Raw genomic sequence first — 24,123 nt, 5'->3', positions numbered from 1 at the left:
AGCCGACCTGCAGGCTCGGTCCACTGACCGTTCCCGACATGACGTTGGACGTTCCCGAACCGGGTGTCGCGAGGTCGTTGGTTCGCGGGTCTCCGTCGGACCGCTGTCGCACCGGCGCCTCCGCAGATCGGCGTACAGATACTCAGAGTGAGGCGTCGCCTCCGATGTCCCGGGCCTGCAGCACCCGGTCGGCAACACCGCTGAACTGGTTGATCACCCCGCCGGACTGCATCGCCAGCTCGGCTGCGGCGCCCCGCCACAACGCTTCCACCCGAGTGCGGAGATCGGGATCCGCGGCCATGAGCCGGCCGATCTTTTCGGCAAGTTCGACCCGGTCGACCTCGTCCGGATCATCTGTCGCCGCGTCCAGACCCGACGTTCCGACTCCGCTGGAACGGAATCGATCTCGCAACAACCGGTAGAGCCGTCCCAGGGCACCACCGCCGCCCGTGATCAGCGCTTCGCTTCCCTTGGTCGCCAAGGCGGTGGCAACGGCCAGAACGAGTTGATCCTGCATCGACGATCTCCGTAATCCTCCGACAGGTCGCACCCGGGGTCACGGATTGATCAATGTGAGCGACCCTGCTCGATCATTCCGGTGACCAACACTCTACCGCCCGCACCAGCGCACCCCCACCAACCGAGAGAACCTACGGGTTGTCCCTTGCGCGACAACACGTCAACAATACACAAAAACATTGACGGATCAGAATAAGTAAGAGGCAAGCTGCCAATTTCGCCAGAGACATGGCATCCCGGCTGAAACCACAACGGATGCCTAGGGTAGGTTACCCGCCGTGGCCGCCGCCTTGATCGTTCTGGTCGTGAACCTCGTCAGCCCGATAGCCCTGAAGCCACTCTCAGTAACACATTGGATCGCTTGGGTAATCAATTGGATGGACTGGCTGGCGATCGGCCGGAGGTCACTAGACGTAATTATTGCGTCGCTCTCCTGATATCCCCGGCGCCGAAACCACTCCACTGGTTGCCGGAGACCACAACTCAAACGGTCCCTTTGCCAGCCGAGGAGACGCCGACGCTTCGGGCTGCCCCGCCTTCCGGTGCCGCCCGCTAGGCTGTGCCACCGTGGAGCGCGAATCGCAGGACGACGCCGACCGGATCCGGGTCTCCGACCGCGAGCGCGAGCAGGTCGTCGAGCTGCTCGGGACGGCGGCCGCCGAGGGCCGGCTGACCCTGGACGAGTACGCCGACCGCGCCACCGCCGCGCACGTCGCGAAGACCCGGGGCGAACTCGCCCGGCTCACCGACGACCTGCCGACCGACTCGACGGCCGCGCCGTTGCCGGCCCGCCGACCCGGGTCCGCCGTCGCCGGGCCGGCTCAGGAACGCCTGGTCGCCATCTTCGGCAACGAGTCCCGCAAGGGGCGCTGGCCCGTCCCGGCCCGACTGGAGGCGCGTTCCGTCTTCGGCGACTGCCACATCGAGTTGCAGGACACCACGCTGCCGCACCCGGTCGTCACGGTCGAGGCGACCGCGATCTTCGGGTCGGTCACGATCTTCGTACCGGAGGGAGTGGAGGTGCGGCTCAGCGGTACGGCGATCTTCGGCAGCAAGGAGTCCAAGCTGCGTGGCGCCACCTCGCCCGGCGCCCCGGTGCTGGAGGTGCACTCCAGGGTCATCTTCGGCTCGGTGACCGTACGCCCACCGGACCGGCACTGACCGCCCGCCGCCAGGCCTAGCCCACCCCGCGAGTCGCTTCCCCGACCTTGACAGTGCGGGGCGCTGGTTGGATGGTTAGTTACATGAGTAATGAACCAACGAAGCCGAACCCGGCCGCTCCGCCCCTTGGACCCGGGCGGTGGGCGGGCGGGTCCGGCTGATGGAGGACGGGCGTCCGATCTTTCTCCAGATCGCTGAGCTGATCGAAAACTCGATCATCGACGGCACCCTCGCCGAGGAGGGTCAGGTGCCCTCGACGAACGAGCTGGCCGCCTTCCACCGGATCAACCCGGCGACCGCCGGCAAGGGCGTCAACCAGTTGGTGGACGACGGAATTCTCTACAAGAAGCGAGGTATCGGCATGTTCGTCGCCACCGGCGCCCGCGCGAGACTGCGGGACCGCCGCCGCGAGGAGTTCGCCCAGCAGTTCCTGCACCCACTGCTCGCCGAGGCGAACAAGCTCGGCATCGACGCCGACGAACTGAAACGGATGATCGACCGATGGGAGCAGGACCGATGACCACGGCGGTGCGGGCCGAGCGGGTCACCAAGCGGTACCGCGACGTCACCGCGCTCGACGACGTCAGCTTCACCCTGGAGGAGAACCGGATCCACGGCCTGCTCGGCCGGAACGGGGCCGGCAAGACCACCCTGATGCAGATCATGACCGGGCAGCTGCTGGCCAGCTCGGGCCGGCTGGACATCGGTGGAAAGTCGCCGTACGAGAACGAGGCGGTGATGTCCCGGGTCTGCTTCATCAAGGAGAGCCAGACGTATCCGCAGTACTTCAAGGTGCGGCACGCGCTGGAAGCGGCGCGGCTGCTATTTCCCGGCTGGGACGAGGACTTCGCGCAGGCCCTGCTGGCGGACTTCCGGCTGCCGCTGGGTCGGCAGGTCCGGAAGCTGTCCCGGGGCATGCACTCGATGCTCGGCATCGTCATCGGGCTCGCCTCCCGTGCCCCGCTGACCCTCTTCGACGAGCCGTACCTCGGTCTGGACGCCGTCGCCCGGCACCTCTTCTACGACCACCTGCTCACCGACTACGCCGAGCACCCCCGGACCGTGATCCTCTCCACCCACCTCATCGACGAGGTCGGCGAACTGCTCGAACACGTGCTGCTGCTGGACCAGGGCCGGATGTTGCTGGACACTGCCGCCGAGGCGCTGCGCGGCCAGGTGGTCACCGTCGCCGGGCCCGCCACCGCCGTCGACGAGCTGGCCGCGCGCAACGAGGAGCTGCACCGCGAGACCCTCGGCCGGTACGCCCGGGTGACCCTGCGCGGCACCTTCGACACCGCCGAGCGCGCCCAGGCGAAGGCGCTCGGGCTGGACCTGGAAGCGGTCTCGCTCCAGGACATCGTCATCCGGCTCACCACCGCACACGCCCGGTCCGGCGACGGCGTCGCCGGTACCCGGAAGGGGGAGGAAACCCGATGAACCGCGTGCTGACCGTGACCCGGGTGCAACTGGTCGGCTGGCAGAACACCCTCGGCTGGCCCTGGCTGCTGCTCCTGATGATCTTCGCCGTGAACTACGCCCTCTTCCTGTTGATCGCCGACCGGGAGGGCAATCCGACGACCGGTGCGCTCATCTCGATCTACATCGTCGTCTTCGTCACCTGCATCCACTGGATCACCCAGCTCCTGCCGTTCAGCATGGCGCTGAGCGTGATCCGGCGGACCTTCTACCTGGCCTCCGCGCTCTTTCTCCTGGTCCAGTCCGTCCTCTTCGGCCTGCTGCTCTTCTGCTGCCAACTGATCGAGGACGCCACCGACGGCTGGGGAATCCGGCTGCGGTTCTTCGGGCTGAACTTCATCGACGACCTGAACCCGCTGCTCCAGATCGCGATCTACACGATGCCGTTCATCGTGCTCGGCTTCCTCGGCATCTTCGTCGCGGTCTTCTACAAGCGGTTCGGGCTGACCGGGATGTGGCTGCTGAGCACCGCCACCCTGCTCGGGCTGGCCGGGCTCGCCGCGCTGATCACCTGGCTGGACCTCTGGTCCGGCATCGGAGGCTGGCTGGCCGGGCAGCCGATGGCGGCCTGGTTCGTCGGCTGGCCGGCGTTGCTGGCCGCACTCTTCGCCGGGGCCGGCTACCTGACCATCCGCCGCGTCACGCCCTGAGGGTCCGGGAGCGGCGCGGCGCCCGCTGGCAGCGCGGGCACCAGTACGAGTTGCGGCCGGCCTGGTCGGCCCGGAGGATCACGGTGCCGCAGAGATGGCAGGGCAGCCCGGCGCGGCGGTAGACGTACACCTCGCCGCCGTGCCGGTCGACCCGGGGCGGCCGGCCCATCGCCTCCGGCAGATGCTCGGGGCGCACGGTGTCGATCCGGCCGGTCGCGACGGCCGCCGTCATCAGCTCCACCAGGTCGGCCCAGATCCTCCGCCAGCCCTCCGGGCTGAGCTCCCGCCCGGGAGTGGTGGGTGGCAGGCCGGCCCGGAACAGCGCCTCGGTGACGAAGATCAACCCGGTGCCCGCCACGATCGACTGGTCGAGCAGCAGCGCGAAGAGCGGGGTCGGGCTGCGCCGGATCCGGGCGTACGGGGCGTCCGGGTCGGCGTCGGCGCGCAGCGGGTCGGCGCCGAGCCTGGCCCGCAGCGCGTCGACCTCGGGCGGGGCGAGCAGCTCGCAGGCGGCCGGGCCGCGCAGGTCCAGCCAGTGCAGGTCGGTGTGCAGCCGCAACCGGATCTGGCCGACCGGCGCCGGCGGCTCACCCTCGCCGTCGGTGAACCTGCCGTAGAGCCCGAGATGTACGTGCAGCGTCTGCCCACCGTCGTAGTGGTGCAGCAGATGCTTGCCGTACGCCTCGGTGGCGTCGAGTACCGTCCCGGAGATCAGTGCGGCACCCTCGGCGAACCGCCCCTGTGGGCTGCTGGCCAGCACCTTCTCTCCACCGAACAGCTCCCGGTGCCGGGCGGCCAGCCGGTGGATGGTGTGACCCTCGGGCATGGTCGTCAAGCTTAGCCAGCGGTGGTCGGCCACCCGACACGACCGGTCCGATACCCCGACCTCTTAGGAGCGCGCGTGACACCGCGCCCGTTCCGGCTGGACGTGCCGGAGGCCGAGCTCGCCGACCCACGCCTCGGCCCGCTCAGCACGCTCCGGGCGGAGGGTGAGCGACTCAGCCGTGCCAGGAGCGCCAGAGGGCGGCGTACGCGCCGTCGGCCCGGAGCAGCTCGTCGTGGCTGCCCAGCTCGGTGATCCGGCCGTCCGCCATCACCGCCACCCGGTCGGCGTCGTGCGCGGTGTTCAGCCGGTGCGCGATCGCGATCACCGTACGCCCGGCCAGCACCGCCGCCAACGCCCGCTCGGTACGCCGGGCCGTGGTCGGATCGAGCGCGGCCGTCGCCTCGTCGAGGATCAGCGTGTGCGGATCGGCCAGGACCAGCCGGGCGAGCGCGAGCTGCTGCGCGTCGGCGGGACTCAACTCCCGGGCCCCGTCCCCGAGTTCGGTGTCCAGGCCGTCGGGGAGGTCGGCGTACCAGTCCGCGCCGACCGCGACCAGCGCGGCGCGCATCTGCGCGTCGGTGGCGTCCGGGGCGGCGAACGCCAGGTTGTCCCGCAGCGAGCCGAGGAAGACGTGGTGCTCCTGGGTGACCAGGGCGATCCGGCGGCGCCGCCCGGCCGGGTCGAGGTCGGTGACCGGGCAGCCGCCCAGGCTGACCTCGCCGTGCCGGGGGTGGTCGATCCCGGCCAGCAGCCGGGCCAGGGTCGACTTTCCGGCTCCGGAGGGACCGACGACGGCCAGCCGTTCGCCGGGCCGGATCGCCAGGTCGATGCCGTGCAGCACCTCGGGGCCGTCGGCGTAACCGAACCGCACACCCCGGACCTCGATCTGCTGCCCGGACGGGGCGGTGCCACGCCCGCGCGGCTCCGGCGGCACCTGACCGACGCCGAGCACCCGGGCGAACGAGGCGAGGCCGCGCTGGGCCTGCTCCATCCATTGCAGGATCTGGTCCATCGGGCCGATCGCCTGTTGCAGGTAGAGCGCGGCGGCGACCACCTCGCCGAGGGTGACCAGTCCCCCGTCGATGCCGAGGCCGCCGACCAGCAGCACCGCCGCGATCGGCAACGGATAGCTCGACTCCACCACCGGATAGAAGACCGAGCGCAGCCCGAGGGTGCGCCGCCGGGTCGCCCAGACCTGCCCGATCCGGGCCCGGCCGTGCGCGACCCGTTCGTCGGCGAGCCGGAGCGCCTCGACGGTCCGGGACCCCTCGGCGGTGGTGGTCAGGGTCTCGGTCAGCTCCGCCGAGGCGGCGCCCTCGGCGAGGTACGCCGTGGAGGCCCGCCGCAGATACCAGCGGGTCACCGCGACGATCGACGGCAGCCCGGCCAGCGCGGCGACGCCGAGCACCGGATGCAGCAGGAATATCGCCCCGAACAGCAGGATCAGTTGCGCCGAGGCGATCGCCACCACCGGTACCACCTGGCGGACCGTGACTCCGACCGTGGCGACGTCGACCGAGCTGCGGGTGGCGAGGTCTCCGGTGCCGGCCCGCTCGACGACCGAGACCGGCAGCGCCAGCGTCCGCCGGACGAACTCCTCGCGCAGCCGGGCCACCGCGCGCTCCCCGAACCGGTGCCCGGCGTACTGGGCATAGCGGGAGAGCACGGTCTGCACCAGTACGCAGCCGACGATCGCCAGCGCCAGCCGGTCGATGGTGCCGGTGCCGGCCCCGGCCACCACCTGGTCGACGATGATCCCGAGCAGCCAGGGGGCGGCCAGCCCGGCGACGGTCGCCCCGACGTGCAACACCAGGATGACGGCGACCGCCCGCCGATCCCGGTCGATCAGCTCCCGTGCCGCCCGGCGTACGGTGGCCGGGTCCGCCACCGGCAGTCCGGTCACCGCAGCGCCCCCTCGCCGTCGACGGACCCGCCGGCCGGGACCGGCTCGCCGTCCCGGGAGACCAGCGCCCGGTAGCCCGGGTCGCGGTCGAGCAGCTCGGCATGGCTGCCGAGGTCGACGATCCGCCCGTCGCGCAGGTGCGCCACCAGCTCGGCGTGCCCGAGCAGCAGCGGCGAGGTGGCGAGCAGGACCGTGCTGCGACCGGCCCGGGCGGTCCGGAGCCGCTGCGCGATCCGCGCCTCGGTGTGCGCGTCCACCGCCGACGTCGGGTCGACCAGGATCAGCACCTCCGGCTCGACCAGCAGCGCCCGGGCCAGGCGTACCCGCTGCCGCTGACCGCCGGAGAGCCGGCGGGCCCGGGTGTCGATCGGGGTGTCCAGCGCCTCGGGCAGGGCGTCCACGACGTCGTCCGCCGAGGCGACCCGCAGGGCGGCCCGCAGCTCGGCGTCGGTGTGCCACCGTCCAGCGTGCAGGATCTCCCGCAGTGTCCCGGCGAAGAGGTAGGCGTCGTGGTCGGCGACCAGGATCCGGGCCCGCACCTCGGGTAGCCCGATCGCGGTCAGCGGCACCCCGCCCCAGGTCACCCCGCTGGGGACGTACCGCCCGAGCCGGTCGGCCAGGGCGATCGCCTCGGCCGGGTCGGCGGCGGCCACCCCGATCAGCCGCCCGGCCGGTACCGTCAGCCCGGTGGCCGGATCGTGCAGCTCGGCGGGGCCGGCCGGGCCCGGCCGCTGCCCGGCGCCATCGCCGCCGTCCCGGCTGGAGCCACCGACACGGACCGGCCCCGAACCGGTGACGCCGTCCGGACCCGAACCGATGACACCGTCCGGACCCGAACCGGTGACACCGTCCGGACCCGAACCGGTGACGCCGTCCGGAGTCAGCCGGAGCAGCGCGATGATCCGGCGGGCCGCGACCCGACCCCGGATCAGGTGGTAGCTCCCCTGCATCAGGAACCACACCGGGACGATCAGCACCGCGACGTACCCGTAGACGGCGACGAGCTGCCCGATCGTGATGTCGCCGTCGACGGCCATCCGGGCCGCCAGCCAGATCACGGCGGCGAGGAACCCGGCCGGGATCGCGGCGGTCAGCGCCTCGATCCAGCTGCCGACGGCACCGACCCGGTAGCCCTCGTCCTTCAGCTCCTGCGACCGGGCCGCGTACCTGTGGGCGAACAGGTCCCGGCCACCGACCCCGGCAAGCACCCGCAGCCCGGCGACGATGTCCCCGGCCCGGGTGGTGAGGACGCCCTGCCGCTGGCGGTAGACGGACTCGGCCCGGTCCAGCCGGCGCAGCAGCGGCCCGATCAGGACGGCGACCGCCGGCACGCCCAGCAGCACGCAGAGGGCGAGCAGTGGCGAGATCGACCAGAGGATCACCGCGACGACCGCGTACGCCACGACCGCGCCGACGCCCGGGCCGGTCAGCGTCAACACGTACGAGGTGTGCCCGATGTCGGAGCCGCCGACCGTGGCGACCTCACCGGCGGCGAGCTTGCGCGGCAGTACCGCGCCGATCCGGGAGAGCTGCCGCAGCAGTACGGCGGCGGAGCGGGCGCTCGCGTCCTCCCGGATGAACGTCATCGTCCGGTGCCGTTGGATCCCGAGCTGGGCCAGCCCCAGCCCGGCGACGACGATCGTGGCGACCCAGAACAGCAGGGAACCACCGTTTCCGGTGCGCAGCCCGTCGTCGATCGCCCGGGAGACGAGGTACGGCCGCAGTGAGAGCCCGACCATCCACGCCGTGCCGAAGAAGCTGCCCCGCAGCACGCGCAGGGGCTGGCGGCGCGCGAGCCACCAGATGTACCGCAGGGGTCCCCGGGTGTCCGGCACCCCCGGTTCGGGATGCGGGATTTGCGGAGGCACCGGCCCAGGCTACCGACGGGGCGGCGACGCACCCACCCATTTCGGGCCGGTGCCGGGCGGCGGTGCCGGGCACGGTACGCCCGGTCGGTACGGGCGGATCTGCATGCCGGGCACCATGTCCGCTGGTACCGCTCTCACACCCGCCCCGCCGAACCGTCGCGTCGGCAGGCGTGCCCCCTGGACGCCCGTCGGTGTCGGCACCGGGTCCCGCGTACGGTGGGGTGGTCCTCCACCGGCCCGCGACCCGGGCCCTGACCTCGCGGAAGGCCGACCGATGTACATCCCCGCCCGGTTCAACGGGCCGCCCGGCTCCGGCAACGGCGGCTACTCCGCCGGCCTTTTCGCACACGGCGAGACCGCCGAGGTGACGCTCCGGATGCCGCCGCCGCTGGACACCCCGCTGTCGGTGCTCGACTGTCAGGTCCGCACCGCCGACGACGCCGTCGTGGCCGAGGTCGCCGCGAACGCCGAGGTCGACACCGTGGTCCCGCCGATCGGGTGGGCGGACGCGGTCGAGGCCGCCAAATGGTACGCCGGATTCGCCGACCATCCCTTCCCGACCTGCTACGTCTGCGGCCCGGACCGGTCCGACGGGTTGGGCATCTTCCCCGGGCGGCTCGCCGACGGCAGCACCGCCGCACCGTGGACCGTCCCGGACGACGTCTCGACCCCGACCGTCTGGGCCGCGTTGGACTGCCCCGGCGGCTGGGCGGTGATCGCCGCCGGCCGGCCGTACGTGCTGGGCCGGATCGCCGTGCGCGTCGACCGGCTGCCCGCCCCCGGCCAGCAGTGTGTGGTACGCGGCGCCCTCGCCTCCGCCGAGGGCCGCAAGGCCCTGGTGCACACCACCCTGTACGCGTCGGACGGCGCGGAGCTGGCCCGCGCCCGTGCCACCTGGATCGCCCTACCCGGCTGACGGTGGATGACGGGTCGGCGTGCCGGTCTCGTACGCTACGCCGATGTCCGAGGTGTCGGGGGACTTCGAGATCCACGTTACGGTCCATGCCGAGCAGGCCGGGAAGCTGGCGGCGTTCGCGGCGCAGCACGGGGTGAAGTACCTGCACATCGTGCTCGACCGCGGCGCGTACGCCTCGCAGCCGATGCTCACCCTGACCGGCCGGGGCAGCCTGGCCGAGCAGCACGCCACGGTCCGGCGTTGGCAGGACGAACTGCGCGCGGCGGGGGTGCACCCCTGCCGTGCCAAGATCGAGGCTGCACCGTGGTGCGTCGGCGTGCCGCGCTCCGATCGGGAAGCGGCGGGCGAGCCGGCGGGGCGGTACTTCGAGCACGACGTCAAACTGCTGCTGCCCGGCACGACGGTCGCGGAGCTGCTGGCCGTCACCGACGTCGTCACGCCGCACGGCGCCCGGCTGTCCCGCAACGCCCGCCGGGAGCGGGCCGATGGCGCGCAGGAGAGGTTCGTGACCCAGCGCTGCCACGGGGTCGGGCTCGACACCGCCGGGCAACGGCTCGACGCACTCGTCGAGGCCCTCCGGTCGGCCGGACACGAGATCGTGGCGGTCGAGCAGGAGTACGTCGTCTTCGACGACCAGCTGTCGCACGACCAGGGCTGGCTGACCGACGTTCACGACCGGCACACGAGCGACCAGGCGAAGAGACACGAGGACAGGATGAGGATCGCACCGGCCGGTTCCCCCAACTATCCGCCGACCTACCGGCCGCTGCCCGCCGAACCGGCCGTCCGGCAGCGGGCGGCGTTCGACCCGGCGCTGAAGCAGTACCGGCACGCCTACCGCGCCGGTGAACCCACCTTCCTGGTCGCGGCCACCGGTGAACGCTGGTGCGGCGCCCGGCACGCCGCGATGAACCGCATCCTGACGGCGATCGCCGGCACGCGCTGGGGAGCCGAGCACCTGGTGCTGCGCGGCAGTGTCACGATGGCGGCCTGGGTCGGCGACGCGGCGCGGGAGCCGGGCGACCTCGACTTCGTCGTCACCCCGCACACCGTCACCAGCGACAGCGCGGACGCCGGCGCGCTGCTGGACGACCTGAAGGCCGCCGTCCGGCGCATCCCCGAGGACGACGCCGGGCTGCGGGCGGACCAGATCACCGAGACGGCCATCTGGACGTACGAACGCGCGGACGGGCGGCGGTTGGCGATCCCGTTCCACCCGCCGGAGGCGCCGGAGGGCCACGTGCAGCTCGACATCGTGTTCGGTGAGCGGCTCCCCCTCGCACCCGAGGCGCTGATGCTGCCCGGCGTCGACGAGCCGGTGCGCGCCGCGTCCGCCGAGCTGTCCCTGGCGTGGAAGCTGCTGTGGCTGGCCACCGACATGTACCCGCAGGGCAAGGACCTGTACGACGCCGTGCTCCTCGCCGAACACACCACCGTCGACCCGGCCCTCGTCCGTACGCTCATGCGACCCGAGCTCGGCGCCGAAGCCGACACCTTCACCGCCGAGACGGTGCTCGGCTGGAAGGTGGACTGGACCAACTTCGTCGACGAGTACCCCGGCGTCGGCGGCACCGCACAGCAGTGGGTCAACCGGCTGGCGTCGGCACTCGACCGGGCCTGGGCCTGACCCGCGTCGCGGCCCGGGATCGTCGGTCCACCTCGGGTGCGGACGCGGAGGGTGGAGGCGGGCAACCGCACTCCACCCCACCGACCCGGTCCCGGGCAACGGCGGGCTACCGAACAGCGTCCGACGACTCGGTCCGGCACTTCCATCGCCGGCCTGCCCGTCGTCGATGTCTCCCCACACCGACGACGTACGGCAGGCTACCGGCTGCGCGATGGTGATCCGGTCGCCGTAGGAGCGTCAGCCGCCGTATTCCTCCGCCACCGTCGTGATCAGCTTCCGGGACAGCTCCTCGGTGAGGCTGATCTCCTCGAAGTCACGCCAGACGGCGGCGTGACTGTCCACCTCGTGCGGCTTCTCCAGATAGAGCGCGCCGGTGAGGCCGCCGCTGTAGACGATCGACGGCTCGATGCGGCGCCCGAGTCCGTCCTTCGGGAACTCCAGGATGGCGAAGCCACCGTTGGCGCGCTCGGCCCGGTAGAGCCCGGCCGAGAACGACAGTACCCGGATCGAGATGTTCGGCTGCTGGCTGACGGCCACGAGGTGCCGTAGCTGTTCGCCCATCATCTGCCCGCTGCCCGCGACCCGGCGCAGCACCGCCTCGTCGAGGACCACGTCGAGCTGCGGCGCATGCCGCCGCCGCCCGTTGAGGATCTCCTGCCGGGCCAGCTCGACCCCGACCGCCCGCTCGCGCTCGACCGGCCCGAGTTCAGGATTGACGATCCGGACGACCTCCGAGGCGTACGCCGGTGTCTGTAGCAGCCCCGGGACGAACCGTGGCTCGTACATCCGGAGATGGCTGGCCGCCGCCTCCAGCCCGGTGTACGGCTCGAACCATCCGGGGATGGTGTCGCCGTAGGAGTGCCACCAGCCGCGTGCCCTGGTTTCCTTCGCCAGCCCGGTCAGGGCCTTGGTCATTTCTGGTGACGCACCGTATATCCGGCACATCGCCTCGACGTCCAGCGAGCGCATGCTGGTCGCCCCGCTCTCGATCCGCCAGATCTTCGGCATCGACCACTCCAGCGCCTCGGACACTGTCTTGATGGTGAGCCGGGCCTCCTCTCGGAGCTGGCGTAGATGCCGCCCGAGCGCCCTGCGAGGAACGGTGGAGTCCACCCCTGCCTGCACTTCACTCCCCCTCTCGGTTATTACGTTTCGAGCGAACCTTTCACTCGATGTGTAACGTCCACTGAGCACTCTCCGTGATACCCGCAATTACAGATCGCTAGAGGGAAATCGTTCAGCCAAGACGTAATATTGCATTATTTCGCGCTCTAGTAAAGCATCGATCGCATGGCAGCCGAACCTCTGACGACCCAAGCGGGGGAAACGGAAATGTGGGACCACGACCCCACCGCTCCCCTGTGGACCTGTACCGGATGCGGCGACGACTGGCCCTGTGCGGTCCGAAGGCGACAGCTACGAGCGGAGTTCGCAGGCAGTACCGTCTCACTCCGGTACTACCTCGCCCATCATCTCGTCAACGCCGCCGAGGATCTGCGACACGTTCCGGCCGGCTGGCTGCACAATCGTTTCATCGCCTGGACCGACCGGGCTGCGGATCCACCGCCGTACACGTCGGCCGACATCCTCGTCAACAGCTATCTGCTGGCCGACTCACACAGCCCCGATCGGTTCGGAAGATGCCCCGTGTGTGGCGATGCCGTCAACTGCTGGGTACGGCTCGACCCGAACGGGCCCGGCTTTCTCATCCCGGTGCCGTGATGCACGGGCCACCCCGCCCCGGAATGTTGGTGCAGGTTGGGGCGGCCGCGAGCATACAGTTCAGCGGTCGGCGGGGACTGCTGTTCAGGGTGACCCGGGTGGACGAAAAGCCCACCTATCACGGCTGGTGCTGGCTCACCGGTTACACAGTCGACGAATACGGGGAGGCCGTTGCGCGACGTGAGATCTACGTCCAGTTCGCTGGCCTGCGCCCGGTCCGCCACCCCCCGCAGAAGCCGAAACTTCTGCCTGCACAGCGGCGCGACAGGACACAAACCGGCCGGCGTCCCCTCCGGGTGTAGGCGGACCCGGCGTGCGCAAGTCGGATTGACGTAGGCCACTGCATAGACGGTCCTCGACCGGCACCGGATGTGGATTTCCAGCATCGGACTTCCTACTCGCCCTCCACGCATCCTCTACTCGCCTTCGACGCACCCACTACTCATCTCTACGCCGTCTTCTGGTGGTCGGTATGCCGGCAATCGCCGCTTCCGCATCACGACGGCAGCCGGTCCCGTGAACGGTACCGGCAGCCGAGGCGGCGGCGCCCCGCACAGGAACCCGGTCGGCAAACCATGGGAGGGGGCGACCGGGCTCAGAAACGGGCGCCGCCGCCCGGCAGTATCCGGCCGGCCAGGTCGAACGTCGGCTTGGCGACCTCTGCACGGTGTCGAACATCGGCTTGACGACCTCTCCAACGGGACAGCCGGACAACCGACGGTGCCGGGATTACCGGATGGTGCCGGACTACCGGATGGTCCGGTACGACCGAACCGGCATCGGCCTTCCGGGACACCCCAACAGATGGGAGGCTGTCAATGTTCCTAGCGGGTGGCACGGGTCACAACCGCCGACGGGCAACGGCGGCAGGTTCCGCACGCCCGACTCCGACCCGAGAGGAAACTGATGAGTCGCAATTCCGTACGCCGCTGGTCCGCCACCTTCGCCACACTGGCCCTGGCCGTCACCGGGCTGGCCGCTCCGGCCGCGCCCGCCTCGGCCGCGCCCGCCCCGGCCGCGGTCGCCTGTGAGGTCGACTTCACCTCGAGTATCTGGACCGGCGGCTACGTCGGCAATGCCCGGATCCGCAACGTCGGTGACATCCCCTGGAACAGCGTCCTGGTGGAGTTCACCCTTCCGGACAACCACCAGCTCACATCGATCTGGAACTACAACGTGCAGGTCTTCGGCCAGCACGTCCGGGCGGAGCGCGCGATCGGAGCGCCTCCGGTGCCACCCGGCGGCTCGATAGACCTCGGTTTCGTCGTCCGTTACACCGGGACCGCCCTGCCGCCGTCCAACTGGCGGGTCAACGGGGTGGCGTGTTCGGCGCCGGGCCGGTCGCCGGCCGTGCTCGTCGACCCGGCTACGCGGACCGTGCCCGAGGGCAGCAGCGCCTCGTTCACCGTACGGTTGAGCCATCCGCCGACCCAGTCGGTCCAGGTCCAGATGACGATCAACGGCACCGGCGTCTGGGCCTCGCCGCCGATGGTCATCACCTTCAGCCCGACCGACTGGAGCACGCCGAAGTCGTACCTCCTCTACAGCACGCAGGACGCCGACTCGTTCGACGACGTCGCCGTCCTCACCCTCACGGTGCCCGGCTACCGCCCGGCCACCGTCACCTTCACCCAGGTCGACGACGACTGAGGCTCGACTCGGCCCACCATCACTCGACTCGGCCCGACCATCACCAGGCCAGTTCGACCCACCTCGCCCGATGTGTGTGGTGGATCGCCCATCGGGGTACACCGATCCCAACGCTGCGTAGGCGCCATCGACGAGGCTCCACGCATGGATCAGGAGGTGTGTTGTGGTCAGGATTCCATCACTGATGCGCCATACGGAGCCGGCGCCGACGCGGGACGAGAACCGCGACGGCCGGGTCGACGGCCGCGACGAGCGCCCTGGCGACCGCAACGAGCGGTCGACCGGCACCGCCGCCGACACCGCGGGCACCCGTACCCGGTCGGCCGACCGGACCGCGGGGCGGGACGAGGCCGACCGGACCGACAGCGGGCCGAACCGCCGGGCCGGAAGCACGGTCACCGAGCCCGACCCCGCACCCCGGAAGGCGCCGCCGGTCGCCCCGACTCCCCCGGCCGGGGCCAGGACCGACACCCGGCCCGAAACCGACCGCAGGGCCGAACCTGAGCGCGGGCTCGGCGAGCGTACGCCGCAGACCGAGCCGGTCGTGGTGGAGCGGGGTCCGCGTCCCCGGGCCAGCATGCTCGCCACGCTGAGCCTGGTGCTCGGGGTGGCCGCCGCCGCCTTCGTGCTGACCGGCGCCCTGGCCGGGTACGGCATCGTGCTCGGCACCCTGGCCCTGCTGCTCGGCGTCGGCGGTGTCTCCGCGACCGCCCGCCGGCACGTCGCCGGCCGGACCGAGGCGCTGATCGGCCTCGTCCTCGGGGTCGGCGCCGTCGTCGTCGCCGTGCTGGCGATGACCGGCCAGTTCGACTGGCCCAACACCGACGGCGACAACGTCGTCCGGTTCCGCGAGTGGCTTGATTCACAGTTTGTCGACCGGTTCTGATCGGGTAAGGACCGGCGCGGAGCGGTGGTGCATCGCTCCGGCCCCGCCAGCCGGTGGTGGTTCACCACCTGAGCGCACATTCTCGGGGGCGGCGTCGACGCCGCCCCCGAAGTGCGTCCGGGGCCAATCCTGCTCCTGCCCGGAGGAATCCCGGGCCCGCGCAACGGTTCGTGGCTGCCTCCCCCGCCAGACGCAACGATCAGCCGGGACAAGCAATTCTCAACCGTGGTTCCGGCCGGCGGGCCGCGCATAGCGTTGAGGTTCGGCGCCAGCTCGTGAGCCGTACGGAGGCCGGGCGCGCCCAACCCCCCAGGAGCAGGAGCATGACGTTGGACGCCACCGCCACCGGCGGGCGTACCCCGGCCGGCCCGGCGCAGACCCGGCGCTACCTCATGTGCCGGCCGACGTACTTCACCGTCGAGTACGCGATCAACCCCTGGATGGATCCGACCGCGCCGATCGACACCACCCTCGCGGTGCGGCAGTGGGAGGCGCTGCGGCAGACGTACCTGGACCTCGGGCACAGCGTCGACGAGATCGAGCCGCTGCCCGGGCTGCCCGACATGGTCTTCGCGGCGAACGGCGCGACGGTGCTGGACGGCCGCGCGCTGGCGGTGCAGTTCCGCGACCCGGAGCGCGCCGACGAGGCCCCGGCGTACGCCGGCTGGCTGGACCGGGCCGGCTTCGAGGTGCACGAGGCGAAACACGTCAACGAGGGTGAGGGCGACATCCTGTCGGTCGGCGGGCTGTTGCTCGCCGGCACCGGGTTCCGGACCTCGCACGCCGCGCACGCCCACCTCCAGGAGGTCTTCGGGCGGCCGGTGATCACCCTGCAACTGGTGGACCCGCGTTTCTACCACCTGGACACCGCGCTCTGCGTACTCGACGACGAGACGGTGGCGTACCTGCCCGAGGCGTTCTCGCCGGGCAGCCGGGCGGTGTTGCGCCGGCTCTTCCCCGACGCGGTGCTGGCCGGGATGGCCGATGCCGAGGTGCTCGGCCTGAACGCGGTCAGTGACGGCCGGCACGTCGTACTCCCGGCCCAGGCCACCGGACTGTCGGCGGCGCTGCGCGAACGCGGGTACGACACAATTGGTGTTGATTTGTCCGAGCTGCGCAAGGCCGGCGGCGGACCGAAGTGCTGCACCCTGGTGCTGCGGGAACGAGAGGCGACCAAGTGATCGTGGACGACGTGCTGCGCGGCTCCGAAGCGGATGGCGCGTTGCGGACCCCGGAAGCGGTACGTGAGGCGGAACGCTGGACCGCGCACAACTACCACCCGCTGCCGGTGGTGATCTCCTCGGCCGAGGGCGCCTGGGTCACCGACGTCGACGGCCGGCGCTACCTCGACTGCCTGGCCGGCTACTCCGCGCTGAACTTCGGGCACCGGCACCCGACGCTGATCGCCGCCGCGCACGCCCAGCTCGACCGGCTCACCCTGACCAGCCGGGCCTTCGTGCACGACCAGTTCGCCGACTTCTGCCGGGAGCTGGCGCAGCTCTGCGGCAAGGACCTGGTGCTGCCGATGAACACCGGCGCCGAGGCGGTGGAGACCGCGATCAAGGTGTCCCGGAAGTGGGGCTACCGGGTCAAGGGCGTACCGGACGGGCGGGCCACGATCGTGGTCGCGGACGGCAACTTCCACGGGCGTACCACCACGATCGTCAGCTTCTCCACCGATCGGGATGCCCGGGACGACTTCGGGCCGTACACCCCCGGGTTCCGGATCGTCCCGTACGGTGACCTCGCCGCGCTGGCCGAGGCGGTCGACGAGACCACCGTGGCCGTCCTGCTGGAGCCGATCCAGGGCGAGCAGGGCGTCGTGGTGCCGCCCCCGGGCTACCTGCCCGGAGTACGCCGGCTCTGCACCGAGCGGAACGTGCTCTTCGTGGCCGACGAGATCCAGTCCGGGCTCGGCCGGACCGGCGAGACGTTCGCCTGCGACCACGAGGACGTCACGCCGGACATGTACGTCCTCGGCAAGGCGCTCGGCGGCGGCATCGTGCCGGTCTCGGCGGTCGCGGCCGACGCGGGCGTGCTCGGGGTACTCCGGCCCGGCGAGCACGGCTCGACGTTCGGCGGAAACCCGCTGGCCTGCGCGGTAGCCACCGAGGTGGTCCGGCTGCTCGCCACCGGCGAGTTCCAGCACCGGTCGGCCGAGTTGGGCGCGCGGCTGCACGCCGGACTGCGCGGGCTGGTCGGCGAAGGGCTGGTCGCGGTGCGCGGCCGGGGACTATGGGCCGGCATCGACATCGACCCGGCGCTGATGACCGGGCGCCAGGCGTGCGAGCGGCTCGCCGAGCGCGGCGTACTGGCCAAGGACACCCACGGCTCGACGATCCGGCTCGCGCCGCCACTCGTCATCGAGGCACCCGAACTGGACCACGTGCTGGAGCAGCTCGCCGCCGTACTGCGCTGACCCGGCCGCCCCGGACGGGTCAGCGGCGGTCGGGCAGCCGGATCGCCATGGTCGGCGCCTCGGCCATCACCGAGGTCGGGTTCGTCATGCCGCCGGAGGTCCAGGTGCTCGCCCGCCCCACCTGCACGCCCGGATAGAGCTCCACGATGTCGCCGCCGCGCATCACCCGGGACTGCTGACGGGCCAGCGCGACCCGCTCGGCCTCGTCCATCGAGCCACCCGGCCGTACGCCGGAGCCGTTGGTGCTGACGTCCTGGGCGACCAGGTCGCCGCCACGCAGCTCGAACCGGACGTGGCTGCGGCTGATCCAGCGCCGCGCCTCGTCGTTGAGCCACTGGCCGAGCCGGATCCCGCCGGAGTCGTCCGGCGCCCGGCCGACCACCACCGGGCGTTCGGCGGTCACCACGAACCGGCGTCGGACCATGCCGCCGATCCGGATCGACAGCACCTCCTCGTTCGGCCTCGGCCCGGCGTCGCTGAGCCGCTGGTCGTGCCGGGGGCACATCGGCATCCCGCCACGCAGCGTCGGCGGCGGCTGGCCGCTCGGCTTGCGGTCGATCTCGGCGAGGTCGGCGAAGGCACCGCCACCGCCACCGCCGCCGAACAACACGCAGCCGGGCTCCTTGCACCGCCAGGTGCGGGCGAGCAGCTTCCGGCCGGTCGGCGACGGCCCGGTGGCCGCCGGCGTCCCCTTCACCCGCTGGGCCAGCACCGGGCCGCCGGCTCCCGGCAGCGGGGCGAGCAGTCGGCCCGGCGCGCTGGTCACCCACGGGAAGCGCCCGGAGATGCCGTCGAAGCGGCCCCGGCTCAGCACCGGCAGGCCGAGCAGGTCGGCCACCTCCAGCACGCGGTCACCGGGGTTGACCAGTACCTCGATCAGGCCGTTGTCGGCCCAGCGCCGGAGCACCATCCGCTCGTTGGAGGTGAGGTCGGCCTCGCTGAGCAGCGCGCGGTGCACCACCGCGTACACGGGGACGTTGTCCTCCTCCAGATGCCGCCCGAGCGCGTCGATAACCATGCCGAGTCGCAGGGTGCTGGCCGGACGGCCGCCGTCGAGATCCTGGTAGCGGACCACCTCGGCCAGATCCAGCACGCCCCGGACCAGCGACGGGTCGGTGCTGACCCGGTCCTCGATCGCGTCGAGGACCTTGCTTATCTCGAATCTCACACCGCTCCCCGGACTGTCTCGTCGATACGCCGCGCCAGCTCGACGTCACGTCGGGTCACCCCACCCACCGAATGGGTCGCGCAGCGGAAGGTCACCGTGCGCCACCGGATGTCGATGTCGGGATGGTGGTCGAGTTCCTCGGCGACCACTGCCACCCGGTCCACCACACCGATGGCGTCACGGAACGTGGGCAGTTCGACGGTACGGGCGATGCCGGCCGGGTCACCGGCCCAGCCGTCCAACCCGGCCAACCCGGTCCGCACCGCCTCCGCGTCCAGCACCTCTGCCATGGCCAGACCTTACCGCCGGGGCCGGCGGCCGTGGTGTGCAACCCGATTCGCCGGCAGCGGCGACCAGTACGTCGGTCGCCGGGCCCACGCCCGGCGCGGTTACGCCTTACGATGAGCGTCCCGACCCGGTCGGTAGCTGACGCCGCCCCTGACCCTGGCGGTCGCCGCGTCGCCCGCTTCAGTGGTTCGGTCGGATCCTGCCGGTAAGGGTCCGGGTACGCGTGCTCTGTCAACGGGAGGAACGCAGGTGCCTGCTCTGCGGTCGGCTGTACCAGTGTTCGTCCTCGCCGCGGCGATGTGCCTCTCGGTCGCGGGCTGCGGCATCCGTGCCGGACTCCCCGACCGGGCGGCGCCACGCGAGGCGGAGACGCCCGCACCGAAACAGCTCAGCCCGGTGGAGAAACTGGCGGACGCGGCGGCGAAGACGAACCAGGGCGTCATCACCGTGGTGAAGTGGGCCCCCGGCGTGCTCACCGACACCAGGATCGACCTGGCCGGCAGGAAGGCTAGGATGACCATCACGCTGCGGGACCTGGATGACCAGATCCTCCGGATCGAGGTGCTCCAGTTCGACACTGACGTGTACGTGCGGATGCCCGACCTGCCCGGCGCGCCGAAGAAGTGGATGCGCGGCAAGGCCGCCGACCTTCCGGCGGGCAACCCGCTGCGCCTGCTGCGCGGCGGCGACCACACCGGTGCCGCCGACCTCGCCGACTGCGTCGTCAGCGCGGTTCGGAAGGGCGGGTACGAGTTCGTCGGCATGATGGACCTCACCCGGTCGCGGATCACCAGCCGGAGCCTGCTTGCCGCACTCGGTCCGAGGGCCGGCGCCGTCCCGTTCCGCGCCCGTACGAGTTCCGGTGGGCACCTGCACGAGATCGTCATCGACGTGCCGGCCGTGCTGCCGGGATCCGGCGAGGTCAGGTACAGCTACAGCAGGTCGGAGGCGGTGGAGGCAGAGCGCCCCGCCGCCTCCGAGGTCGTCGAGCTGCCGGGATCGCTGGTCGACAGCCTGGAGGTGTGACGAGCCCCGTCCCGCAGCGGGGCGCCGACCGAGTGCAGGTGCCGCAACGCCTGCCGGTACGAGTCGAAGAGCCCGGTCTCCTCGTACGGGATGCCCTGCTCTTCGCAGTACCGCGCGACGATCGGTTGGGCCCGGCGCAGGTTCACCCGGGGCATGCTCGGGAACAGGTGGTGCTCGATCTGGTAGTTGAGGCCGCCCAGCGCGAAGTCGACAAGTACCCCGCCCCGGACGTTGCGTGAGGTCAACACCTGCTTGCGCAGGAAGTCGAGCTCGTCCTCGGCGGTCACCACCGGCATGCCCTTGTGGTTCGGCGCGAACGAGCACCCCATGTAGAGCCCCCAGAGCCCCTGGTGCACGGCGAGGAAGACCAGCGCCTTCCCCGGGGAGAGCACGGTGAAGAGCGCACCCAGGTAGCCGACCGCGTGCAGGGCCAGCAGCACCGCCTCGGCCCGGCGGCGCCGGATCGGCGTACCGTCGGTCAGCGCCCGGACGCTGGAGACGTGCAGGGCCAGCCCCTCCAGCAGCAGCATCGGAAAGAACAGGTACGCCTGCCGCTGCGCCAGCCACCGGCCGAAGCCCCGGGTGGCCTGTGCCTGCTCCTCGGTCCAGACCAGCGCGCCCGCCCCGACGTCCGGATCGTCGTCTTCGTGGTTCGGGTTGGCGTGGTGCCGGTTGTGCTTGTCGATCCACCAGCCGTAGCTGAGCCCGACCGCGAGGTTGCCGGCGAGCAGCCCGGCCACCTCGCTGGCGCGCCGGTGCCGGAACATCTGCCGGTGCCCGGCATCGTGCCCGAGAAAGGCGACCTGGGTGGTGGCGCCGGCCAGGAAGACGGCCACCAGGATCTGCCACCACGAGTCGCCGACGACGGCGAAGGCGACCCAACCGGCGACGAAGAGCACGACGGTGAGCGCGATCCGGGTGACGTACCAGCCGGTTCGGCGTTCCATCAAACCCGCCGCACTGATCCGTCGAGATAACCGTGAGTAATCGCTTCCTCGACGGACCTCCGGTTCGGCCGCGGCAGCGAGGACCGCCATTTCATGCTCCCTACGTCGCTTTTCGCCACGCCGGTCGGCGAAGCGCTGACTTCCAGTCTCCGGGCCAAGATTGCGCACAGTAAACCCGGAAACCCCCGTATCCGGGGTAGTGCTAGCACCACTGCCAGGACGCCCGCCCGGCCGCCCGCCGCCGGCTCACCGCTCGGCGAGCCGTCAGCTCGACGCGGCGGTCAGCTTCGACGCGGTCAGCTCATCCTGTTGACGGCCGAGCGCAGTCGGCGCAGATCGCGGCGCCTCCGCTCGTACGTCATGGCCAGGCCGATCAGCGCGAAACCGCCGACGGCCAGGAAACTCCACCGGGGCAGCCGATCCCACACATCGACCACCTCCCGCAGCGACAGTATGGCAAGGACGCCGCCGCCGAGCAGCACCGGTGCCTGGCGTCGCCACCGGGCACCGGCCAGTACCGCCAGCAGGGCACCGGCGCCGAGCAGCAGCCGCCGCCACGGCTGGTCGCCGGCGACAATGACCGACACCAGGCTCGGCAGCAGCGCGGCGCCCAGCCCCGGGCCGTACGCCAGCCAGCTGCTCAACGCGGGCCGGGCCCGCAACGCCAGCGCGCCGGCCAGCAACCCGAGCACCGCCGCCGGCAGTGTGTACGCCTCGACCAGCGCCACCCGGACCGAGCCGAGCAGCAGCCAGGCGGCAACCAGCTCGGCGACCCCGGCCGCTGCCACCCGGGCCCAGCGCCGCGCCACCGGCTCGGCCGGGCGCAGGGCGCGCAGTCCCAGCGCCACGCCCCAGAGCGTGCAGACCGCCGCCGCGTACCGGATCTGGCCGGCCGTCAGCAGTAGCGCGATCCCGGCGGTCACGTGGCTGGCCACCTCGACGGCGACCGCCTCGGCCCCCCGGCCCGGCCGCACCCCACCCGGCCCGACACCGGACGCGCCCTCGCCGACCGGCCCGCGCCAGCCGGCCAGCAGGGTGCTGCCGGCCAGGGCCAGCGCGGCGACGCCGAGCACCACCAGTGCGGTGATCCGCAGCGGCAGGGCGGCGGCGACCGTCGCGGTGCCGGCCAGCGCCGCGAGACCGGCGACGCCGGTCAGCCACCCCGCCACCCGGGCCGCCGACGTGCGACCGAGCACACCGGCGGCCAGTCCCGCCGCCCCGACCAGCGCCAGTCCGGCGAGCGTGCCGGACCTGGTGGGCAGCAGCCCGGCCAGTCCCGCCGCCCCGAACGCGATCCCCACCGGTAGCAGCCAGAGGCGGCGGCCGGCGTCCCGCCGCAGCGCCACGGCGAGCAGGCCGGCGATCCCGGCGAGCAGGCTCGACGCGGGCACGATCGGCCAGGGTGCCCCGGCGGCGACCAGCCCGACCAGCGCGGTACCGACCGCGAGCGGTGCCGCGACGAGAGCGACGGTCCGGACCCCCCGCCACCGGGCCCAGCCGGCGACCACCGCCGCCACGGTGAGCAGCAGCAGGGTCAGCGTGGCGGCGGCGTCCAGCCCCGGCTCGAAGCCGCTCCCGACCGGATACAGCCCCACCCCGACCGGCGGGCCCGACCAGATCCGGCCCAGCCAGCCGTACGGGGTGACGAGCACGACCAGCACCGCCGGCACCGCCACGGCGGCGGTCCGGAGGAGCAGGATCGCCCCGGAGACCAGCGCCGGTACGCCCGCCGCCACCCGTTCGGCGGTCCGGTCGACGCTCCGGTCGGCCGGGAGCGGTCGACCCCGCCCCGTCAGCCACACGCCGAGGTTGAGCAGCAGCGCTCCGGCGGCGTACGGGCCGGCCGGTTCGCCGACACCGGGCAGCCCGGGCGCCAGGCCGACCACCAGCGCGACGGCCGCCAGCGCCGCGTTCGCGTACGGCTGGTAGTGCGGCACCGCCCGACGCACCGGCACCAGCCCGGCGGCGAGGAGTACCGCGCTGGCCAGCACCGCCCGCGCCTGCCACCACGGCGGTACGTCGACGGCGAAGAGTCCGAGTAGGACGGTCAGCGGGGCGGCGAGTACCGCCACCGCGAGCCCGGTGCCGCCCAGCACCCGCCGGAACGCCGGGACCGGCGGTCGGGCGTCGCCGCGAGGACTGGCCGAGCCCGCGTCGCCGCGAGGACTGGCCGAGCCCGGTCGGCCCTGCGCTGCCGGACCGGGGACGGTGCCGGGACGCGGCGCGGTCAGCGCGACCGCCACGCCGAGCAGTACCAGGCTGCCGAAGACGGCGGCGGCACCGGCCGGTCGGGCCAGCCCGACGAGTACCGCGTGCCCGGCCAGCGGCACGGCGGCGAGCGCCATCGGCAGCACCGCGCGAAGGCGCCGGTCCGGCCGGGCGGCCGCCAGGACGAGGGCGCCGGCCACCACCAGGTCCAGGGCGGCAACGAGCCACCAGGGCAGCGGCAGCGCGGCCGGCGCCGCCAGTACCGTGCCGACCCCGGCGGCCAGCACGACCAGCGACCGGTCCAGACGCCGGCCGAGCAGGACGAGCGCCGTGGCGGCCAGCGCCAGCGCCAGCGGAAGCTGCCAGTCGAACGGCCCGGATCGCGCGGTCAACTCCGCCCGCCAGGCCGGCTGCGAGCGCAGTGCCACGGCCGTCGCGACCACCAGCGCCATCGTCCCGGTCAGCACCGCCAGGGCGCCGGCCACGACCAGGCCGCCGGCCCGGGGACCGACCCGGAGATTGGCCGGCACCAGCCGGGCGGTGCCGGCGATCGCGGCGGCGAGCAGCGCGACGACCCCGGCGGAGCCGAGCAGTGGCCACGGCGTCTCGACGACGGCCCGGACCAGCGCCGCCGCGAGCGCCACGACGAAGACGACCGCCGCGCCGGTCCCGACGGCGGCGCTGCGCAACCGGACGGCTGCGGCAACCGGCAGCAGGGCCGTCACCAGCAACGGACCCCCGGCGAGTACGGCCAGCGGGCCGTCGATGGTGGCCATCGCCGCCATCCCGCAGAGTGCCGAGGCGAGCCCGGCCACCCCGTACCCGGCCCAGGCGACGGACCGGCGGACCACGCTGCTCGGGTC

21 protein-coding genes are annotated in these 24,123 nt (G+C 72.2%); 12 read left to right on the top strand and 9 right to left on the bottom strand.

Annotated features, from left to right (window positions below; translation table 11 throughout):
• Positions 1–142: 142 nt before the first annotated feature.
• Entirely contained in the window at positions 143–517 is a 375-nt protein-coding gene (locus ABNF97_RS30970; protein ID WP_349340677.1) for a hypothetical protein, read from the bottom strand.
• A gap of 569 nt (positions 518–1,086) precedes the next feature.
• Here ABNF97_RS30970 and ABNF97_RS30965 point away from each other — a divergent pair.
• From ABNF97_RS30965 to ABNF97_RS30950, 4 genes are all read left to right on the top strand, one after another.
• A complete protein-coding gene (locus tag ABNF97_RS30965) occupies positions 1,087–1,680 on the top strand; it encodes a DUF1707 domain-containing protein (RefSeq protein WP_130464778.1) in 594 nt (197 codons plus the stop codon).
• 160 nt (positions 1,681–1,840) lie between these two features.
• Positions 1,841–2,200: a GntR family transcriptional regulator gene (locus ABNF97_RS30960; protein ID WP_130464779.1), complete on the top strand. Its 360-nt coding sequence runs from the start codon at positions 1,841–1,843 to the stop codon at positions 2,198–2,200.
• A complete protein-coding gene (locus tag ABNF97_RS30955) occupies positions 2,197–3,117 on the top strand; it encodes an ATP-binding cassette domain-containing protein (protein ID WP_130464780.1) in 921 nt (306 codons plus the stop codon). The genes ABNF97_RS30960 and ABNF97_RS30955 overlap by 4 nt, the downstream gene beginning before the upstream one ends.
• Complete coding sequence (locus ABNF97_RS30950; RefSeq protein ID WP_349340676.1) at positions 3,114–3,806, top strand: ABC transporter permease; 693 nt, start codon at positions 3,114–3,116, stop codon at positions 3,804–3,806. Before ABNF97_RS30955 ends, ABNF97_RS30950 begins: the two co-directional genes overlap by 4 nt.
• On the opposite strand, the gene ABNF97_RS30945 is transcribed toward ABNF97_RS30950, so the two are convergent.
• The 3 genes from ABNF97_RS30945 to ABNF97_RS30935 form a co-directional block, all read right to left on the bottom strand.
• The gene (locus ABNF97_RS30945) at positions 3,796–4,632 is read right to left on the bottom strand and encodes an Fpg/Nei family DNA glycosylase (RefSeq protein ID WP_349340675.1); all 837 of its coding nucleotides are present in this window, start codon (positions 4,630–4,632) and stop codon (positions 3,796–3,798) included. The genes ABNF97_RS30950 and ABNF97_RS30945 overlap by 11 nt on opposite strands.
• Positions 4,633–4,804: 172 nt before the next feature.
• On the bottom strand, positions 4,805–6,535 hold the full coding sequence (locus ABNF97_RS30940; protein ID WP_349340674.1) for an ABC transporter ATP-binding protein: 1,731 nt from the start codon (positions 6,533–6,535) through the stop codon (positions 4,805–4,807).
• A complete protein-coding gene (locus ABNF97_RS30935) occupies positions 6,532–8,403 on the bottom strand; it encodes an ABC transporter ATP-binding protein (protein WP_349340673.1) in 1,872 nt (623 codons plus the stop codon). The genes ABNF97_RS30940 and ABNF97_RS30935 overlap by 4 nt, the downstream gene beginning before the upstream one ends.
• 274 nt (positions 8,404–8,677) lie before the next feature.
• Between ABNF97_RS30935 and ABNF97_RS30930 the strand changes: the two genes are divergently transcribed.
• Together ABNF97_RS30930 and ABNF97_RS30925 are read left to right on the top strand one after the other, a co-directional pair.
• Positions 8,678–9,319 carry a hotdog family protein gene (locus ABNF97_RS30930; protein ID WP_130464785.1) on the top strand — a complete coding sequence of 214 codons (642 nt, stop codon included), beginning with the start codon at positions 8,678–8,680 and terminating at the stop codon, positions 9,317–9,319.
• A 43-nt stretch (positions 9,320–9,362) separates the two neighbouring features.
• Positions 9,363–10,946, top strand: a complete 1,584-nt coding sequence (locus ABNF97_RS30925) for a nucleotidyl transferase AbiEii/AbiGii toxin family protein (protein ID WP_349340672.1) — start codon at positions 9,363–9,365, stop codon at positions 10,944–10,946.
• 237 nt (positions 10,947–11,183) lie between these two features.
• On the opposite strand, the gene ABNF97_RS30920 is transcribed toward ABNF97_RS30925, so the two are convergent.
• Entirely contained in the window at positions 11,184–12,059 is an 876-nt protein-coding gene (locus tag ABNF97_RS30920; RefSeq protein WP_349340691.1) for a helix-turn-helix domain-containing protein, read from the bottom strand.
• A 177-nt stretch (positions 12,060–12,236) separates the two neighbouring features.
• Here ABNF97_RS30920 and ABNF97_RS34380 point away from each other — a divergent pair, with 177 nt between their 5' ends.
• The 5 genes from ABNF97_RS34380 (at position 12,237) to rocD (ending at position 17,623) form a co-directional block, all read left to right on the top strand.
• Positions 12,237–12,668: a hypothetical protein gene (locus ABNF97_RS34380; protein ID WP_502930575.1), complete on the top strand. Its 432-nt coding sequence runs from the start codon at positions 12,237–12,239 to the stop codon at positions 12,666–12,668.
• Between the two features lie 906 nt (positions 12,669–13,574).
• On the top strand, positions 13,575–14,318 hold the full coding sequence (locus ABNF97_RS30910) for a cellulose binding domain-containing protein (RefSeq protein ID WP_349340671.1): 744 nt from the start codon (positions 13,575–13,577) through the stop codon (positions 14,316–14,318).
• Positions 14,319–14,502: 184 nt separating this feature from the next.
• Positions 14,503–15,204 (top strand): hypothetical protein, encoded by a 702-nt coding sequence (locus tag ABNF97_RS30905; RefSeq protein ID WP_349340670.1) that lies wholly within the window; start codon positions 14,503–14,505, stop codon positions 15,202–15,204.
• A 323-nt stretch (positions 15,205–15,527) separates the two neighbouring features.
• On the top strand, positions 15,528–16,385 hold the full coding sequence (gene ddaH, locus ABNF97_RS30900; RefSeq protein ID WP_130464791.1) for a dimethylargininase: 858 nt from the start codon (positions 15,528–15,530) through the stop codon (positions 16,383–16,385).
• 41 nt (positions 16,386–16,426) lie between these two features.
• Positions 16,427–17,623, top strand: coding sequence for an ornithine--oxo-acid transaminase (gene rocD, locus ABNF97_RS30895; RefSeq protein WP_349340690.1), 1,197 nt, complete (start codon positions 16,427–16,429; stop codon positions 17,621–17,623).
• A gap of 19 nt (positions 17,624–17,642) precedes the next feature.
• Here rocD and ABNF97_RS30890 read toward each other — a convergent pair whose 3' ends face one another.
• Both ABNF97_RS30890 and ABNF97_RS30885 read right to left on the bottom strand, forming a co-directional pair.
• On the bottom strand, positions 17,643–18,791 hold the full coding sequence (locus ABNF97_RS30890) for an FHA domain-containing protein (protein ID WP_130464792.1): 1,149 nt from the start codon (positions 18,789–18,791) through the stop codon (positions 17,643–17,645).
• The gene (locus ABNF97_RS30885) at positions 18,788–19,081 is read right to left on the bottom strand and encodes a 4a-hydroxytetrahydrobiopterin dehydratase (RefSeq protein WP_130464793.1); all 294 of its coding nucleotides are present in this window, start codon (positions 19,079–19,081) and stop codon (positions 18,788–18,790) included. Before ABNF97_RS30885 ends, ABNF97_RS30890 begins: the two co-directional genes overlap by 4 nt.
• A gap of 274 nt (positions 19,082–19,355) precedes the next feature.
• Here ABNF97_RS30885 and ABNF97_RS30880 point away from each other — a divergent pair, with 274 nt between their 5' ends.
• Positions 19,356–20,105 (top strand): hypothetical protein, encoded by a 750-nt coding sequence (locus ABNF97_RS30880; RefSeq protein ID WP_130464794.1) that lies wholly within the window; start codon positions 19,356–19,358, stop codon positions 20,103–20,105.
• Here ABNF97_RS30880 and ABNF97_RS30875 read toward each other — a convergent pair.
• On the bottom strand, positions 20,012–21,142 hold the full coding sequence (locus ABNF97_RS30875; RefSeq protein ID WP_130464795.1) for a fatty acid desaturase: 1,131 nt from the start codon (positions 21,140–21,142) through the stop codon (positions 20,012–20,014). The genes ABNF97_RS30880 and ABNF97_RS30875 overlap by 94 nt on opposite strands.
• Positions 21,143–21,348: 206 nt before the next feature.
• Positions 21,349–24,123, bottom strand: a 2,775-nt coding sequence (locus tag ABNF97_RS30870) for an SCO7613 C-terminal domain-containing membrane protein (protein ID WP_349340669.1), incomplete at its 5' end; no start/stop codon positions are given.

It is taken from the genome of Plantactinospora sp. B6F1, assembly GCF_040120695.1.
Classification (GTDB): Bacteria; Actinomycetota; Actinomycetes; order Mycobacteriales; family Micromonosporaceae; genus Plantactinospora.
This window is presented reverse-complemented; position numbering and strand designations above follow the sequence as displayed.